The sequence below is a fragment of the Mesorhizobium sp. M0772 genome (assembly GCF_040320135.1).
GTDB lineage: Bacteria > Pseudomonadota > Alphaproteobacteria > Rhizobiales > Rhizobiaceae > Mesorhizobium.
Window position 1 is genome coordinate 74,974 of record NZ_JAMYPB010000006.1, and the last position, 16,620, is coordinate 91,593.

Annotated in this window: 13 protein-coding genes; 9 read left to right on the forward strand and 4 right to left on the reverse strand. The window is 63.5% G+C overall.

Annotation, left to right across the window (positions count from 1 at the left end):
* Positions 1–129 precede the first annotated feature (129 nt).
* From soxG to NKI06_RS05930, 4 genes are read right to left on the reverse strand one after another with little or no spacing between them, the layout of a single operon-like run.
* Complete coding sequence (gene soxG / locus NKI06_RS05915) at positions 130–747, reverse strand: sarcosine oxidase subunit gamma family protein (RefSeq protein ID WP_050586999.1); 618 nt, start codon at positions 745–747, stop codon at positions 130–132.
* Positions 740–3,751, reverse strand: coding sequence for a sarcosine oxidase subunit alpha (locus NKI06_RS05920; protein ID WP_352984451.1), 3,012 nt, complete (start codon positions 3,749–3,751; stop codon positions 740–742). Before NKI06_RS05920 ends, soxG begins: the two co-directional genes overlap by 8 nt.
* The gene (locus NKI06_RS05925) at positions 3,748–4,044 is read right to left on the reverse strand and encodes a sarcosine oxidase subunit delta (RefSeq protein WP_023830528.1); all 297 of its coding nucleotides are present in this window, start codon (positions 4,042–4,044) and stop codon (positions 3,748–3,750) included. The genes NKI06_RS05920 and NKI06_RS05925 overlap by 4 nt, the downstream gene beginning before the upstream one ends.
* Before the next feature lie 11 nt (positions 4,045–4,055).
* Positions 4,056–5,315 carry a sarcosine oxidase subunit beta family protein gene (locus NKI06_RS05930; protein ID WP_352757990.1) on the reverse strand — a complete coding sequence of 420 codons (1,260 nt, stop codon included), beginning with the start codon at positions 5,313–5,315 and terminating at the stop codon, positions 4,056–4,058.
* A gap of 318 nt (positions 5,316–5,633) precedes the next feature.
* Here NKI06_RS05930 and NKI06_RS05935 point away from each other — a divergent pair, with 318 nt between their 5' ends.
* From NKI06_RS05935 to NKI06_RS05975, 9 genes are all read left to right on the forward strand, one after another.
* Positions 5,634–8,123, forward strand: a complete 2,490-nt coding sequence (locus tag NKI06_RS05935; protein ID WP_352984454.1) for a mechanosensitive ion channel family protein — start codon at positions 5,634–5,636, stop codon at positions 8,121–8,123.
* Between the two features lie 145 nt (positions 8,124–8,268).
* Positions 8,269–8,532 (forward strand): hypothetical protein, encoded by a 264-nt coding sequence (locus NKI06_RS05940; RefSeq protein ID WP_023670370.1) that lies wholly within the window; start codon positions 8,269–8,271, stop codon positions 8,530–8,532.
* Positions 8,533–8,738: 206 nt separating this feature from the next.
* The gene (locus NKI06_RS05945) at positions 8,739–10,172 is read left to right on the forward strand and encodes a UbiA family prenyltransferase (protein ID WP_352984455.1); all 1,434 of its coding nucleotides are present in this window, start codon (positions 8,739–8,741) and stop codon (positions 10,170–10,172) included.
* Between the two features lie 3 nt (positions 10,173–10,175).
* On the forward strand, positions 10,176–11,528 hold the full coding sequence (locus NKI06_RS05950; protein WP_023733774.1) for an FAD-binding oxidoreductase: 1,353 nt from the start codon (positions 10,176–10,178) through the stop codon (positions 11,526–11,528).
* A 124-nt stretch (positions 11,529–11,652) separates the two neighbouring features.
* Positions 11,653–12,096, forward strand: a complete 444-nt coding sequence (locus tag NKI06_RS05955; protein ID WP_023741597.1) for an EamA family transporter — start codon at positions 11,653–11,655, stop codon at positions 12,094–12,096.
* Positions 12,093–13,100: an NAD-dependent epimerase/dehydratase family protein gene (locus NKI06_RS05960; RefSeq protein WP_023700339.1), complete on the forward strand. Its 1,008-nt coding sequence runs from the start codon at positions 12,093–12,095 to the stop codon at positions 13,098–13,100. The genes NKI06_RS05955 and NKI06_RS05960 overlap by 4 nt, the downstream gene beginning before the upstream one ends.
* A 67-nt stretch (positions 13,101–13,167) precedes the next feature.
* Positions 13,168–14,598, forward strand: a complete 1,431-nt coding sequence (locus NKI06_RS05965; RefSeq protein WP_352984548.1) for an aspartate aminotransferase family protein — start codon at positions 13,168–13,170, stop codon at positions 14,596–14,598.
* Positions 14,599–14,631: 33 nt separating this feature from the next.
* On the forward strand, positions 14,632–15,858 hold the full coding sequence (locus tag NKI06_RS05970) for a glycosyltransferase 87 family protein (protein WP_023706096.1): 1,227 nt from the start codon (positions 14,632–14,634) through the stop codon (positions 15,856–15,858).
* The gene (locus tag NKI06_RS05975) at positions 15,855–16,610 is read left to right on the forward strand and encodes an FkbM family methyltransferase (RefSeq protein ID WP_023750171.1); all 756 of its coding nucleotides are present in this window, start codon (positions 15,855–15,857) and stop codon (positions 16,608–16,610) included. Before NKI06_RS05970 ends, NKI06_RS05975 begins: the two co-directional genes overlap by 4 nt.
* Positions 16,611–16,620: the final 10 nt, after the last annotated feature.

Consider the following 16,620-nt stretch of genomic DNA (forward strand, 5'->3'; position numbering starts at 1 on the left):
TGCCGACTCTGAGACGGGAGCTTTTTGATCCCCTGGGCCGGTTGGGCCACGTTCCCCACCATGGGCTTCCATTGGAGCATTCTCTAGCGGCAGAACCGGCTGGCCTTGAGGCCAGAACGGCTGTCGGCCCTACTGAACCTCGTAGCCGACCTCCTCGCTGGCATGGCAGAGCGCCTTCCAGAACGAGCGGGCGAAGGAGCGGAAGACATAGATGTCGAACTGGTCGGCGCCGGTGCGCTGGATCTGCGCAAAGACGTCGTGATGGGTGGTCGAACGGCCGGAGCCTATGGGGAACGCGGGCAGCGCAAAGTCGATGGCGAAGAATTTCGCCAGCACCCATTCGGCCTTAGGGCCGGCGATGCGGATAGCGGTGCGGCCATGCGACAGGTCGGTGATCGTGCCGATTGCCGGGGTTACGTCCCCGGCAAAACTCACCGCCAGGCCCTCGGCATCGTCGACGACCGTGAATTTTCCAGGCGCGAAACCGAACACGGCCTTGCCGAACTTGGCGAGACCGCCGCCGGCACCGTCGGGCAAAGCGAGGCCGGTGACCTTGCCGATCGCCTCGATCAGCTGCTTTTCCGCGCCCGGCCATGCGGCCAGCTGCAGGATCGAGCCTGGCCTGGTCTCGGTCAGGATGACATCGACGCCATGCTCGAAATTGCCGTGCGAACCCGGATGGAACACCGGCTCGAGCGGCGAGAGGCGCTCGGGTGATTGGCGTTCGGTTGATTGGCGCTCAGCCATGCATGCGGCTCCCGTCCGGGTCGTAGAAATGGTTGGAGACGATTTCGACCGGCCCGAACCGGTTGCGCAGCGGATCGGAGACAAACGCGCGGGTGCCACGGCGCGCCTTGCCGCCTTCGACCAGGGCCAGCGCGATGTGCTTGCCCAGCGCCGGCGAATAGCAGCAGGCGGTGATGTGGCCGATGGAATCGTGCGGATTGGCTTCGTCCAGTTGCTCGACGAGGTGGGCGCCGCCATTGAACGGCCGGTTGTCGAGCGAGACCAGGCCGACCAGCTGCAGCCGCTCGGGCGCGATCAGGCCTTCGCGGTCCATCATCGCCGAGCCGATGAACGGCTTCTTCTTCGACAGCATCCAGTCGAGATGCAGGTCGCGCGCCGTGGTGCGCCCGTCGATCTCCGCGCCGGTGACATGGCCCTTTTCGATGCGCATCGTGCCCAACGCCTCCAGCCCGTAGGTGACCAGGCCGAACGGCTTGCCGGCTTCGATAAGGGCTTCCCAGACATGGGTGCCGTAGCCGGCGCCGCAATAGACCTCGAAGGCCATCTCGCCGGAGAAGGACAGCCGGCAAATCATCACCGGCACGCCTGATATCTCGCCACGCACGATGCCCATGAAGGGCAGGGCAGTGTTGTCGACGGCGGTGCCGGTGACGCAGGCGGCGAGGATGGCCCGCGCCTTCGGCCCGCCGATGGCCGCGCCCGCCCATTCGTCGGTTACCGAGGTGACATGCACTTTGAGCTCCGGCCAGATGACGTCGAGGAAATATTCCAGATGCTGCATCACCTTGCCGGCGTTGGCCGTGGTGGTCGTCATCAGGAAATCCCGTTCGCCAAGCCGCCAGGTGGTGCCGTCGTCGAAGGCCAGCCCATCCTCGCGCAGCATCAGGCCGTAGCGGGCCTTGCCGACGGGGAGGGTAGAAAACATGTTGGTGTAGACGCGGTCGAGGAATTCACCGGCATCCGGTCCCTGCACGGCGATCTTGCCCAGCGTCGAGACGTCGACAATGCCGGCACTTTCGCGCGTCGCCCTGGCTTCACGGACATAGGCCTGTTCGACCGTCTCGCCGGCAAGGCCGTAGATCATTGGCCGGAACCAAAGGCCGGCCGAATACATCGTCGCGCCATTGACGAGGTGCCAATCATGCATCGGCGTCAGCCGCTCGGGCTTCAAATCGCCGAAGCGCTCGGCCGCCAGCGAGCCGATCGACACCGCGGAATAGGGCGGACGGAAGCGCGTCGTGCCGACTTCGGGGATCGGTTTGCCCAGCGCCTCGGCCATGATGGCAAGGCCCGGGACGTTGGAGTTCTTGCCCTGGTCGGTCGCCATGCCGAGCGTGGTGTAGCGCTTCAGATGCTCGACGGAGACAAAACCCTCGCGATGCGCCAGCCGTACGTCTTCGGCAGTCACGTCATGCTGGAAGTCGACGAAGCTTTTTCCCTTGGCTTTGATCTCGAACACCGGCGCCGGATCGGGGTTTCCCGGGGCTGCTTCGACATCCGGCAAGGCTGCCGGCGCAGCCGCTCCGCCCGCGGCGGACAGGCCGGCTGCACGGCCCTCGGCAAGGGCTTCGAGCGTGGAAAAGCTGCCGTTGAAGGCGCCCGCACCAATCCATTGCTGATTTGGCCAGTGCTGTTGCGTTTGCTTTGGCGGCAGGAAGGCCTGGCGGGCAGGATTCCACTCGGCTCTCGCGCCAGCCTGGCTGGCGAGGTGGATGGTCGGCGACCAGCCGCCCGACATCAGCAGGCAATTGGCATGGATGCTGCGGGCATCACCGCTGAGCGTGCCCGAGTTCATGTCGAAGCGCTGCACCTTGAGGCCGGAGAGCGCCTTGCCGCCCTCGGTGGCGACCACGGCATGGCCGGAGAGGATTTCGGCTTCGGCCTCGGTGGCGAGGCTGCGCATCTCGGCCGAAAGCTCGGGGCGCACGTCGACGATGGCGACAATAGCCGCGCCCGCCTTCCTCAGCGCCAGCGCCGAGCGATAGGCGCTGTCATTGTTGGTGAACAGCGCGACCCTGTCGCCGGGCAGCACGCCATAATCGTTAGCATAGCGCTCGGCGGCATGCGCCAGCATGACGCCCGGCCGGTCATTGCCGGGGAACACAAGCGGCCGCTCGAAAGAGCCGGTGGCCAGCACCACCGTTTTGGCGCGGATCGCCCAGTAGCGATGGCGAGGCTCGCCCTTGCCGGGCGTCTCCTTATGGTCGGTGACGCGCTCGAGTGCCGCCAGCGTGTTGCCGTCGTAATAGCCCCACACCGTGGTGCGCGGCAGCAGGCGGACCGTGTCATGGCCTTCGAGTTGGCTGACGGTGCGCGCCGCCCAGTCGGCGGCCGGCGCGCCGTCGATGGCCTCGCCGGACCAGTTGGCCGATCCGCCGAAACGCGGCAAGAGTTCGGGCCGGATGACCCGCGCGCCCTGGTCGGCAGCGGCCTTGGCGGCCGACAGGCCGGCCGGGCCGGAGCCGACCACCAGCACGTCGCAAAACGCGTTCATGCGCTCGTAGCGCGAGGTGTCGGCGGCAATACCGGCGCGGCCCAGGCCGGCGGCGCGGCGGATGAAATGCTCGCAGAACATCCAGAAGCGGGTGCCTTTCAAGGGGCCGAAGACAGGGCCCATGAAGGTCTTGTAGTAGAAGCCGGCGGCCAGGATCTTGCCGCCGAGCTGGTTGACGGCGTTGATGTCCCAGGCGAGCGAGGGAAAGCGGTTCTGGCTGACGGCCACCAGCCCGTCATAGATCTCGACCATGGTTGCGGCGATGTTGGGCTCGCGCACTTCGCCGCGCAGCACCGTGACCAGCGCGTTCGGCTCCTCGACGCCGGCCGAGAGCAGGCCGCGCGGGCGGTGGTATTTGAACGAGCGGCCGAAAAGCGTCACGCCGTTGGCAAGCAGTGCCGAGGCCAGCGTGTCGCCGGCATGGCCGGTGTAGGGCGTGCCGTCGAAGGTGAAGCGGATGGTGCGCATGCGGTCGACGCGGCCGCCGGTCTCGGTGCGGCGCGGGCTCACGACTTCCCTCCGGCCTTGTGCCGGGCGGCGGCATTATGGTCGCCGCGCGCAAAACCGGTGCCGGAAATCTCATGCGTGACCGTGTTGCGCACCATCCTCAGATGGGTGCGGCAGCCGCCGGAATGCTGCCAGATCTCATTGTGGTCGCCGGCCGGGTTCAGGCGGTCGTAGACATAGGCGTTCCAGGCGTCGAGGTCCTGCGAGTTGGGCTGCGGGCGCTCGCGGTTGCCATCGCCCTGATAGGTGAACTCGATGACGTCGCGCGGGCCGCAATAGGGACAAGTGATAAGCATTTGTTTGAACCCTAATGCAGCCGGGGCGTTGCGCCCTGGCCCTTGTCGTCGATCACCAGGCCGCGATAAAAACGGTCGAGCGTGAACGGCGCGTTGAGCGCGTGCGGCTCGTCCTTGGCGATGGTGTAGGCAAAGCACCAGCCCGAGGCCGGCGTCGCCTTGAAGCCGCCATAGCACCAGCCGCAATTGAGATACATGCCCGGCAGCGGGCCGGTGGTGATGATCGGCGAACCGTCCATCGACATGTCGCAGACGCCGCCCCAGGAGCGCAGCATGCGTACACGCGCAAGGCCGGGAAACAGCGCCAGCATCTCGCTCATCACCTCGTCAACGATGGGCAGATTACCGCGCTGGGCGTAGCTGTTGTAGCCGTCGATATCGCCGCCATAGACAAGGCCGCCCTTGTCGGACTGCGACATGTAGAAATGACCCATGCCGAAGGTCAGCACCGTGTCGACGAAAGGTTTCAGCGATTCGGTGACGAAGGCCTGCAGCACATGGCTCTCGATCGGCATCCTGTCGATGCCGGCAAGCTGCATCACCCGTCCGGTGCTGCCGGCAACGGCCACGGCAACTTTCTTGCCGCGGATCTCTCCGCGCGTCGTCTGCACGCCGGTGATGCGGTCGCCGTCGCGCAGGAAGCCGGTGACCTCGCAATTCTCGACGATGTCGACGCCGCGTCGGTCGGCGCCGCGGGCATAGCCCCAGGCAACCGCATCGTGACGGGCGGTGCCGGCGCGCGGCTGCATCAGGCCGCCGACGATGGGAAAGCGCGCGGAGGCCGACATGTCCAGCGCCGGGACCAGGCGCGCGATCTCGGCGGTGCTCATCAGCTCGGCATCGACGCCGAGGTGGCGCATGGCGTTGCCGCGCCTTGCCAAGTCGTCGAACTGGCCCGGCGTGTGAGCCAGGTTCAGGCAGCCGCGCTGCGAGAACATGACGTTGTAGTTGAGGTCGTGCGAAAGGTTCTCCCACATCTTCATCGAATGTTCGTAGAAGCGGGTGTTGGACGGCAAAAGGTAGTTGGAGCGCACCGCCGTGGTGTTACGGCCGACATTGCCGGAACCCAGCCAGCCCTTTTCCAGCACCGCGACGTTGGTGATGCCGTGCTCCTTGGCCAGATAGTACGCCGTCGACAGGCCGTGGCCGCCGCCACCGATGATGATGACGTCATAGGAAGCCTTGGGGTCGGGCTTGCGCCAGGCCGGCTTCCAGTCCTTGTTTCCCTTGAGCGCGTTCGTGAGAAGCGAAAGGGCTGAATATTCCGCCATTCTTCATGTCATCCCTAGAGCATGATGCCGAAAAGTGTGAAGCGGTTTTCGGACGACATCATGCTCTATATCTTTGATTTCTAGAGCCGGAAGGTTTCAGGTCGGCCAGCCCTGAAACCTTCCGGCTCGGGTGCGATGCGGCAGACTATAGAGCAGGCGGCGGGCGCAAAGCCAAGATTGCGCCATGGCTTTTCGACTGGCCGACTCCCGCAAGGCGACACCTGCCATGACTTCACCACGACTTGCCCCACGGGATGAGCGTCTCTATCAAGGACCGCTTTAGAGGCGGCCTTTGCCGCCCTTTGAGTCGCCACCATTATGTTTTTTCGCTTCTTTCGCCTGATCCTGGTCCTAGCGCTCGTTGCCTTGGCGCCGCATTCGTTCGGCGCCATGGCGCAGGGGCTGGGCCAGGCGCCTGCCGGGCTGGTCGCCGACCAGCAGAAAATCCTGCAGGGTTTGACGACGAAGACCGACGCTCTGGAGAAGAAAGTCCAGGAGGACGGCGTCGACGACACCACCCTTGTCGAAATCCGCCTGCAGCTGGAAGAGCTGTCGCGCGCTGCGCTGAACAGCGCGCTGGCGTTTCGTTCGCGGCTGGGAGAGATCAATTCGAGGCTTGAGCAGCTTGGCGCACCGCCGGCTGCCGGACAGCCCCCTGAACCGGACATCGTGACCGGCGAGCGCCAGGCGCTGGCGTCGGAAAAGGCGGAGATCAACGCCGTCATCGCCGGCGCGCAGAACCTGTCGATCCGCATCAATGCGCTGATCGAGAAGATCGGCAACATGCGCAGCGAGCTGTTTCGCAGCGGGCTGACCAAGCGCTATGTGTTGTCCGATGCACTGAGCCCCCAGGTGTTTTCCGACGCAAGGGACGAATACGCCAACTTCTACAGGGCGGTGTCATCGTGGCTGAGCTTTGCCTTCAAGTTCAAGTTCCAGGCGATGCTCGCGGCGACCCTCATGGCGCTTGCTTTGGCGGTGGTGCTTCTGGTCGGTGGGCGCCGCCTGTTTGGGCGCATCTTCGAGCCCGACGCGTCGGTTGAAGATCCGACATATCTCAGTCGCCTGTCGGTGGCGTTCTGGTCGACTTTGCTGCCGACGCTGGCGGTCAGCGCCTTCCTCGCCTCGACGGTGTTCCTGTACAACTACTACAATGTGCTGCGCGGCGACATAGGCGTTTTCCTCAACGCGCTGGCAGCCGTCATCGCCATAGTGTTCTGTGTCAACCGCCTGACCAATGCGGCTCTGTCGCCCAGCATGCCGAACTGGCGCCTGATCCAGGTCGAGACCGGCCCGGCGCGTTGGCTGGTGCGGCTGACGACGGCCATGGCAGTCGTCATCGGCATCAACAATTTCCTGTCGATCGTCAACGACAAGATGGGCTCGCCCCTGTCGCTGACGGTGGCCAGGAGTTTTGTCGCCACCGTCATCGTGGGCGTCATCCTGATCCTTATGGCGCTGCTGAAGCCTTACAAGGACGCCGACGGGCGCTGGCGCCCCTGGCCGGCCTGGCTGCGCTACACCTGTGTCGCGCTCGGCCTGTTCACGATTGCGGCGGCACTGTTCGGCTATATCGGTCTTGCCATCTTCGTCTCGTTGCAGGTCGTGGTCACCGGCACCATCCTGCTCACCGCCTATATCGGCTTCCTGTCGGCGCGCGAGATCGGCGAGGAGGGTGGTTTCGCCGGCACGTCCATCGGGCGCTGGCTGAAGACCAATTCCAGCTATGAGGACACCGCGCTCGACCAACTCGGCCTCGTCGTCAGCGTCGCCATCAACCTGATGATCGTGCTGGTGTTCCTGCCGCTGATCCTGTTGATGTGGGGCTTCCAGCCCGGCGATATCCAGGCCTGGGGCTATAAATTGGCGACAGGCGTCACCATCGGTTCGGTGACGATCTCGGTCACCGGCATCCTCACCGGCATCGTCGTCTTCATCATCGGCTATTTCCTGACCCGCTGGTTCCAGGGCTGGCTCGACGGCTCGGTGATGGCGCGCGGCAAGGTCGATACCGGCGTGCGCAACTCGATCCGGCTGGCGGTCGGCTATGCCGGCGTCGCGCTCGCCGGCCTCGTTGGCATCTCGGCGGCGGGCATCGATCTCTCCAATTTGGCGCTCGTTGCCGGCGCACTCTCGCTGGGTATCGGCTTTGGCCTGCAAAATGTCGTGTCCAACTTCGTGTCCGGCCTGATCCTGCTCGCCGAGCGGCCGTTCAAGGTCGGCGACTGGATCGTCGCTGGCGACACATCAGGCACGGTCAAGAAGATCAGCGTGCGCGCCACCGAAATCGAGACCTTCCAGCGGCAATCGGTGATCCTGCCCAATTCGAACCTCATCAACAACGCCGTCGGCAACTGGACGCACCGCAACAAGCTCGGACGTGTGGAGATCAAGGTCGGGGTCGCCTATGGCAGCGACGTCAAGCGGGTACACGCGGTTCTGCTTGAGATTGCGCGCGGCCATGCGCTGGTGCTGAAGAACCCGGAACCCTTCGTGCTGTTCACCAATTTCGGGCCGGCAGCACTCGAGTTCGAGATCCGCGTGTTCCTGGCCGATGTGCTGAACGGCGCCATCGTTCAGAACGATATCCGCTTTGCCGTTCTCGATGCTTTTGACGCCGAGCACATAGAAATCCCCTCGACGCCGCGCGCCGAGGTCAAGGTCAAGAAGACCGACGCATGGCCGATCGACGACGACAAGATCGAGGTCGAGTTCGCCGAGAAGGAGCAGGCGGAGGCCAGAGCCGCCGCCGAGGCGAAGCGGCTGGCCAAAACTGGTCGCAAGGCCCGCAAACCCGATCCCAGCTAAGGCCCCAAGCTCCTCCCAAACCAATTGCGGCATGAATGCGGCATTCAGTTGCGGTTCAGCTTGCATCTCATATAAGCTCACATGCAAGGGCGAGAATGCCTTGCGAAATGCAACAGAGGCGGTGTGGAAACACCGATATTGCAAAATGTGGAAGTCGCTCGTCGTCGCCATCGCTCTTACCGCAGCGAGTGGCTCGGCCTTTGCCGCCAGCGCGGTCAACAAGGATGCTGAGACCCGTACGCTGATCGTGACGGAAGGCGGCGGCAAGACGGAGTTGGCGCTGGCCGCTGGCGAAACCGTGGAATTCTGCCCGAACGGCTGTTTTGTCACCTTGCCCAATGGTGACCTCGAGGCCCTGACCGGCTCGGAAACGGTCGAAATCTCGGGTGGCGTTGCCCGCATCAAGTAAGTCGGCAGGCAAATGTAGTAGAGGCCGGGCAATGCCCGGCCTTTTCTCGTCTACGGCAACGGTTGCTTAACGATGACGAGGGAAATACCCCGGCGCATATCCGTTGCAACCAGACGTTTTAACGTTCGTTGCGCCGTTGCTCGCTATGCCGGATACCAAGACGCCGAAACGTGGCGCGACGGGTTTTTGAGCTGGGCAGGAAAGATATGGATGCGCGGTCGGACAAGAACGCAATCCCGCTTGCGGTCGACCTCGACGGCACGCTGATTGCGACCGATCTTCTTTGGGAAGGCCTGTTCATCCTGCTTAAGAAGAATCCGCTCTATGTTTTCCTGGTTCCATTCTGGCTGGCCGCCGGCCCGGCGCGGCTGAAACAAGCGATTGCTGACCGCATCGACATCGATCCGGCCTCGCTGCCCTATCGCGAAGCGCTGCTGCAGCGGCTGCGCGCCGACCATCGCGACGGACGCAAGATCGTGCTGGCGACCGGTACGCCACGCAAGTTCGCCGAGACAATCGCCGCGCATCTGGGCGTCTTCGACTATGTGCTGGCGACCGACGGTCCCCACAACATGACCTCGGGCCGCAAGCGCGACGCGCTCATCGCCGCCTATGGCGACGGCGGTTTCGACTATGCCGGCAACAGCCGGCACGACCTCAAGGTTTTCGGAGCCGCACGCAACGCCATCGTCGTGGCGCCCGACCGCCATGCGAGGCGCTGGCAGGCCGCGCATAGCGCCGAAAGGATGCCGGCGCCGAAAAGGACATTGAAGACATTCGTCAAGATGCTGCGGGTGCATCAGTGGCTGAAGAATTCGCTGATAGCGGTGCCGATGGTGCTGTCGCATGAATACTTCAACATCAACATGATCTGGCAATGCCTGCTGGCGTTCGTCGCCTTCAGCGCCGTGGCTTCCGCCATCTACATCCTCAACGATTTCTTCGACCTTGCGCTCGACCGCAAGCATCCGACCAAACGCAACCGGCCTTTCGCCAGCGGCGCTTTGTCGATCCCGTTCGGTCTCGGCGCGATGGCGGTGCTGCTGGCGATCGGCATTGCCGCCGGGCTTCTGTTGCCGATCGAGTTCCTGGGCGTGCTCGCCGGCTATCTGGTGGTGACCACAGCCTATTCGCTGTCGTTCAAGCGCATGCTCCTAGCCGACGTACTGACGCTGGCCGGGCTCTACACGGTGCGTGTGCTGGCAGGTGCTGCGGCGACCGGGGTCGAAGTCTCGTTCTGGCTGCTCGCCTTCTCGATTTTCTTCTTCCTGTCGCTGGCGCTGGTGAAGCGCTATGTCGAACTGCGCACCACAGCCATTCCGGTGGGCGAGCGCATTGCCGGTCGCGGCTACCGCATCGAAGATCAGGAGATCGTCGCCCAGGCAGGAATGGCGTCGGCCTTCTCCTCGGCGCTGGTGCTGGCGCTCTACATGGACAGCGTCGCGGTACGCGAACTCTATCCGCATCCCTGGCTGGTCTGGCCGCTGGCGCCGATCGTGCTGTATTTGACCATGCGGGTCTGGATCCTGGCGCGCCGCAACGAGATGAATGACGATCCGGTCATCTTCATCATTCGCGACTGGCGAAGCCAGATCGTCGTGGTGATCGGCGCCGCCCTTCTGGTCGCGGGAGGCTGGTAGGGCATGGCCGGCGAACGGTACCGGAGTTTTGGCCTCGCCACGCCGGCCGCAAAGCGAGCCATCGCGGCCGACGATGCCATCGCGCTGATGCGAAGCGGCAAGGCGACAAAGAACGCTCTGCTCGCCTATGGCAATGGCCGCTCCTACGGTGATTCCTGCCAGAACGAGCCAGGTGCGGTCGTGGACATGCGGCCGCTGAACCGCATCGGCGCCTTCAATGCCGAGACCGGCCTGCTCGAGGCGGAGGCCGGCGTGTTCCTCTCCGATATCATTGCGCACACTGCACCTTACGGTTTCTTTCCGACTGTGGTCCCAGGCACCCAGTTCGTCACCCTTGGCGGCGCGATCGCCAATGACGTCCATGGCAAGAACCATCACCGGCGCGGCACCTTTGGCTGCCATGTCGAGTCTCTCACCCTGCTGCGCTCGGATGGGCGGACCTACACCTGCTCGGCAACCGACAATGCAAGGCTGTTTGCGGCGACGATCGGCGGCATGGGGCTGACCGGCCTGATCCTGTCGGCCTCGATCCGGCTGATGCGGGTGCATTCGCTCGATATCGCCGAGAAGGTAACGCGGTTTGCCGATCTCGGCGAATTCTTCGAACTGGCCGAGGCCGCCGACCAGGCCAATGAATATGCCGTTGCCTGGATCGACCAGCTTGCCGGCGGCCATGGCCGCGGGCGCGGCCTCTTGTTGACAGGAAATCATGCCGAGTATGGCTCGCATGCGGCGTCTCGCGCCGGCTCCCGTTTTTCAGTGCCGTTCCAGCCGCCGTTCAATGTGCTCAACCGGCCGTTCCTCACCGCCTTCAACGCCGCCTATCGGTGGAAGAAGGGGCGCTCGCCGGGGCCGAGCCAAACCGGCTACCAGGGCTTTTTCTTTCCGCTTGATGGTGTCGGCGACTGGAATCGGCTGTATGGCCCGAAAGGTCTCTACCAGCACCAGAGCGTGGTGCCGGAAAATGTCGCGCGTCAGACCATGCCGGCGCTGCTCGAGGCGGCGCGACGGGCCGGGCAGGGCTCTTTCCTCACCGTGTTGAAGCGCTTCGGCTCGATCCGCTCGCCGGGGCTGCTGTCCTTTCCGCGGCCAGGCTTCACGTTGACGCTGGATTTCCCCAATCGCGGCGACAGGACGCTGGCCCTGCTCAGCGAACTCGACCGCATCACGGTCGCGGCCGGCGGCGCGGTCAACCCGTACAAGGATGCGCGCATGGGCGCTGATACTTTCGCGGCCTCCTTCCCGAATTGGCAGCGGCTTGAAGCGCTGCGCGACCCGGCGTTCGTGTCCAGTTTCTGGCTGCGGACGGCGAAAAAGCTCAACGTCCGGCCAGGGCGTGTCGAGGCAGCTGAATAGGTACAATCCGAATAAGTCATGGTGAATAGATCGTAATTTCCGTGGTTTACTCAAAGCATTGTCGTGACTTCATGAAATGTTTGCAGGTTCGTAATACGACCGTTGCGAGTGGCGGGTGCAAAATATGAAATACATCGTCTTCATTCTGTTCACGGTCATGACCAATGCCGCCGCGCAGCTGATGCTGAAGCAAGGCATGATGTCACTCGGGCCGATTTCGTTCGAAGGCACCAATCCGCTGTTGAGGCTGTTGCAGGTCGTTTTCAGCCCATGGGTGTTTCTCGGCCTGTGCACCTTCGTCATCTCGATGGCTTCGCATCTCTATGTGCTGTCCAAGGTCGAGCTCAGCTTTGCGTATCCGTTCCTCAGCCTTGCCTATGTCGCGGTTGCGATCTTCGCCTATTTCATCTTCCGCGAGGACCTCAATGCCTGGCGCATTGCCGGCATCGCCTTCATCTGCGTCGGCACCGTGCTGATCGCGCAAAGCGGTCGAGACTTGGGCGGGCGCGGGCATGACGACCAAACCGCTTCCATCATCCCCGACAAGACCAGCGAGATCGTTCGATGAGACATGTTATTTTCGGCGGCGACGGCTTCGTCGGCCGTCATCTTGCCCCGAAGCTTGTGGCCGATGGTGAAGAGGTTGTCGTTGCCGACATCGTCAAGAGCGACCTGGCGCACTATCGCAACGTTCGCTTCGTCACCTGCGATGTCACGGATACGGCCTCGGTGGCCAACATCGGATTGAAGGCCGACGACATGGTCTACAACCTGTCGGCCAAAATGCTGTCGCCGATCCAGGTGCGGGCCAAGCGTCACGACTTCTTCTTTCCGGTGAATCTCCACGGCACCGAACACATCATGCAGGCGATGGACAAGGCCGGCGCGTCCAAGCTCGTCCACTACACCACGGACATGATCTACGGCCACACGGTCACCCAGCCGATGACCGAGGAGCACCCGGTCGCGCCGCTCGGCGAATATGGCTGGTCGAAGCAGAAGACCGAGGAGCTCGCCGCGCAATGGCGCAAGCGCGGCATGTCGATCTCGCTGTTTCGACCGCGGCTGATCATCGGTCCCGGCCGGCTCGGGATCCTGGAAAAGCTGTTCAAACTGATCGACTGGAATTTTCCTGTGCCGATGATCGGCTCGGGCAAGAACCCCTATCAGTTCATCTCGGTGTTCGATTGCGCGGAAGCTGCCCGCGCGGCCTGGAAGGCAGGCGTGCCCAACCAGGCCTATAATCTGGGCTCCCTCAATCCGCCGCCGGTGAAGAAATTGCTGGGCGACCTGATCAAGCATGCCGGCTCGAAATCGCTGCTGATCCCGACGCCGGGCTGGGCGGTCAAGCGCACCCTCGACCTGCTCGATCTCATGAACATGCCGATCATGGATCCCGAACAATATCTGATCGCCGATGAGGAGTGCGTGCTCGACGTATCCAAGGCCGAGCGCCAGCTCGGCTGGGTGCCGCAATATCGCGACGAGGACATGCTGATCGCCGCCTACAGCGAATACCGCGCCAAGAAAGACGGGCTTGCCGTCACCGCAAATCATGTCCCCGCCGAATAGGTGGGACGACCAGGAGAACTCCGAAATGACCGTCATGGCCAAGCCTGAGCAGACGAACGCGCGCACCATGGTCGGCGCGCCGGCGTTGTCGCCTACCGCCATCGCCAAGCCCGACCTGATCAGCGTCGAGCAGGCGAAGGCGATGGATGTTGCGCGCATGACCGACTTGTTCAAGGCGCATCTCAATCCGGGCCAGCTGCATTTCATGAAGCTGCTCGGCTTCCACAAGATCAAGATCGAGCGTGCCGAAGGCATGTTCTACATCGACCAGAACGGCCGCAAGATTCTCGACTTCTTCGGCGGCTTCGGTTCGCTGGCCTTCGGCCACAACCATCCGCGCATCCTGGAGGCCCGGCGCAAATTCCAGGAGGAGAAGCGCCAGGAAATCGCCATCGCCTTCATGTCGCAATATGCATCGGCCCTTGCGCACAACATCGCCAAATGCTCGCCCGGCGATCTCGACATGGTGTTTCTGGGCTCGTCGGGTTCGGAAGCGATGGAAGCGGCGGTGAAGCTCGCCGAGCGCGCCGCCGGGCCTAAGAGGCCAAAAATCGTCTATGCCGAGAATTCCTTCCACGGCAAGACCAAGGGCGTGCTCGGCATTACCGATGGCCAGCTCTACCGCGCGGACTTCAAGATGGCTGAGAACACCGTTCGCATTCCGTTCGCCGATATCGAAGCGGTCGAGCGGCTGTTCCGCTCCGACCCGGAGGTCGGCGTCATCGTGCTTGAGACAATCCAGGGCGGCGGCGGCATCATCCAGGCGCCGGCCGAATACTGGCAGAAATTGCGCGTGCTCTGCGACCAGTATGGCGTGCTGTGGGTGGCGGACGAAGTGCAGTGCGGCTATGGCCGTTCGGGACGCTTCTATGCCTTCGAGCATTATGGCGTCGTGCCCGATGTGACGGCGCTGGCGAAATCGCTCGGCGCCGGCAAGGCGGCGGTCGGCGCGATGATCGCCCGGCGCGAGGTCTATATGAAGGCCTATGGCACGCCGAAGACGGCGATGATCCATGCCATGGCCACCTTTGGCGGCATGGGCGAGGCCTGCGTCACCGCGATCGAGGGCATCAACGTGCTCTATGATGAGGGGCTGATCGACAACGCCGCCACTACCGGCGACTATCTGCTGCAGCGCCTGCAGGCGCTGAAGGAGAAGTACCCGAAGATCATCAAGGATGTGCGCGGCAAAGGCTTTATGGTCGGGCTCGAGTTCCACGACTTCTCGCAGACCTTGCCGATGGTGCTGCGTCCGATCGTCAGCGTCCTCGACGACAAGCTGAAGGGCTCGCTGTCGGGCTTCGTCGGCGCGCTGTTGCTGCGCGACTATGACGTGCTCGTCGCCTTCACCGAATACAACCGCAACGTCATCCGTCTCGAGCCGCCGCTGATCTGCCAGCGCGAGCATGTCGACCGTTTCGTCGATGCCTTCGATAGCCTGCTGTCGCGCGGCATCGTGGGGATCGTCAAGGATTTCGTCAAAAGCCAGGTCCGTTAAAGAAGTCCGTTGAGCGAAGTCCCGAGTCCGACAATGCTGAGCAAGTCTCCCGCCCCGCAAAACACACTCGACCGGCTGACCGCGGCCGCTCTGGCGTGGGGCGAGGGGACTTATGCGCGATGGGCCGCGCCAATCGGCGCGATCGCGTTTTCGCTCTATATCCTGCTGACGGCGTTTACCGCCTGGACGATGCCCGATGCCAATTGGGACATGCTGCCTTATCTCACAATCGCCGAGGAGGGCGCTTACCCAGATGCCCAGGCGCTGCATGACTATGCCTACAGGACGGTCCAGGCCGGCGTTTCGGCCGCCGACTACAAGGCGCTGACAGACGATGGCGGCGGCTTCCGCAGCCATATGGCGCAAAATGCCGCCGACTTTCACTCGCTGCTTGGCATGTACCGGATCAAGTTTCTCTATGCCGAGATGCTGTCGACGATGAGTTCGGTGATGTCGCCGGTCGAGGCGATGCGGGTGCTGCAGGTGGTCTCGGTGCTGCTGTTCGGGATGATCACGCTGCTGTGGCTGCGAACCGAAGGCGCGCTTGCGCTGGCGCCTGTGGTCGGCGCGGTGCTGATCATGGCCGATTTCGGCGATGCCGCACGCGCCTCGACCCCGGATCTGTTGTGCTCGGCGCTGTTCCTCGGCGGGCTGCTTGCCTATGTGCGCGGCCGCGAGGCAGCGACCGCTGTCCTGCTTTTCCTGGCCTTCATGGCGCGGCCGGACAACATCGTGTTCCTGGCCATTTTCGCCGTGCTGCTGCTGGTCTTCCGGCAGCGGGCGTGGGGCGCGCTGGCCGGCTTTGCCGCGTCCTTCGTCGCCTATTTCGCGATTTCGCACTGGGCCCAGCATCCCGGCTGGTGGCCGCATCTGTGGTTCTCCAGCATCGAGCAGCACTACAATATGGATGGCTTCGAGCCGCCGTTCTCGGTTGGCGCCTATCTCAAGGCGTTTGCCGCATCCTTCATTCGCGCTATCAGCATCAACAGCTGGGTCGGGGTCTCGGTTCTGGCGCTGGCCGCGTGGTTTGCGCTCGGCCGCGCCGGCTTCCGGCTCGATCGCCGCGCCGGCATCCTGCTTGCAGCACTGGTGCTCGGCGTGCTGGCGAAATTCACCGTCTTTCCGATCCACGACACCCGCATCTACTTCCCGAACCTTCTGCCGCCCTACCTTTTGCTTGTCGGCCCGATCATGGCGCTGTGGGCGTCGGCAAGCCTGAATGGAAGGCGGCCCATCGCCATACCTGGAGGTAAGCCATGAGTTCCATTTCCGGGCTGGCGCGCATCGCCCTTTCGCTCGGCCTGCCCGCCGGCCTGCTCGATCGCGGGCCGGCGTTGCGTGGCACGAAATTCCTGGCCAAGGCGGCGCTGAAGGCGCGGTTTGGCGGTGGGCAAGCCTTCCAGATGGTCAATGTCGGCGCTTGCGACGGCGCGCTGTTCGACGACGTCACGCCGTGGCTGCACCGCATTCCGCGGGCGCGGGCCGTGCTGGTCGAGCCGATCCCGTACAATCAGAAGCGGTTGCGCGCCAACTATCCCGACACGGAACGCTTCGTCATCGAACCGGTCGCGGTGACAAAAACCAAAGGCACGATCACCGTCCACACTTTCGATGCCGCGGCACTCGAGGCCGGCACGCTGCCGATCGAGTTCATCGGCTGCTCGTCGGTCACCGACACCAATCTGATGTCGGGCAAGAATGCCTGGGGCGAGGACGACGCCAATTTCAACAAGTTCGCGCCGCACGTGAGGGATATCGAGGTGACGTCGGAAACGCTGCAGACGCTGCTCGACCGCAACGGCATCACGCATATCGACGCCTTCCTGGTCGATTGCGAGGGCGCCGACTGGATCGTCTTCGAACAGCTCGACCTCAAGCGCTACCGCCCCGGCATGATCAAGGTCGAGGTCGGCGCGCTGCCGGCGGCTGAAATCGGCGAGGTCGTGGTCAAGCTCAAGACATCAGGCTATCAGGTCGGCTTCCAGGCCGAGGACATCTGGGCCTTCGCCTGAGATAGATCGC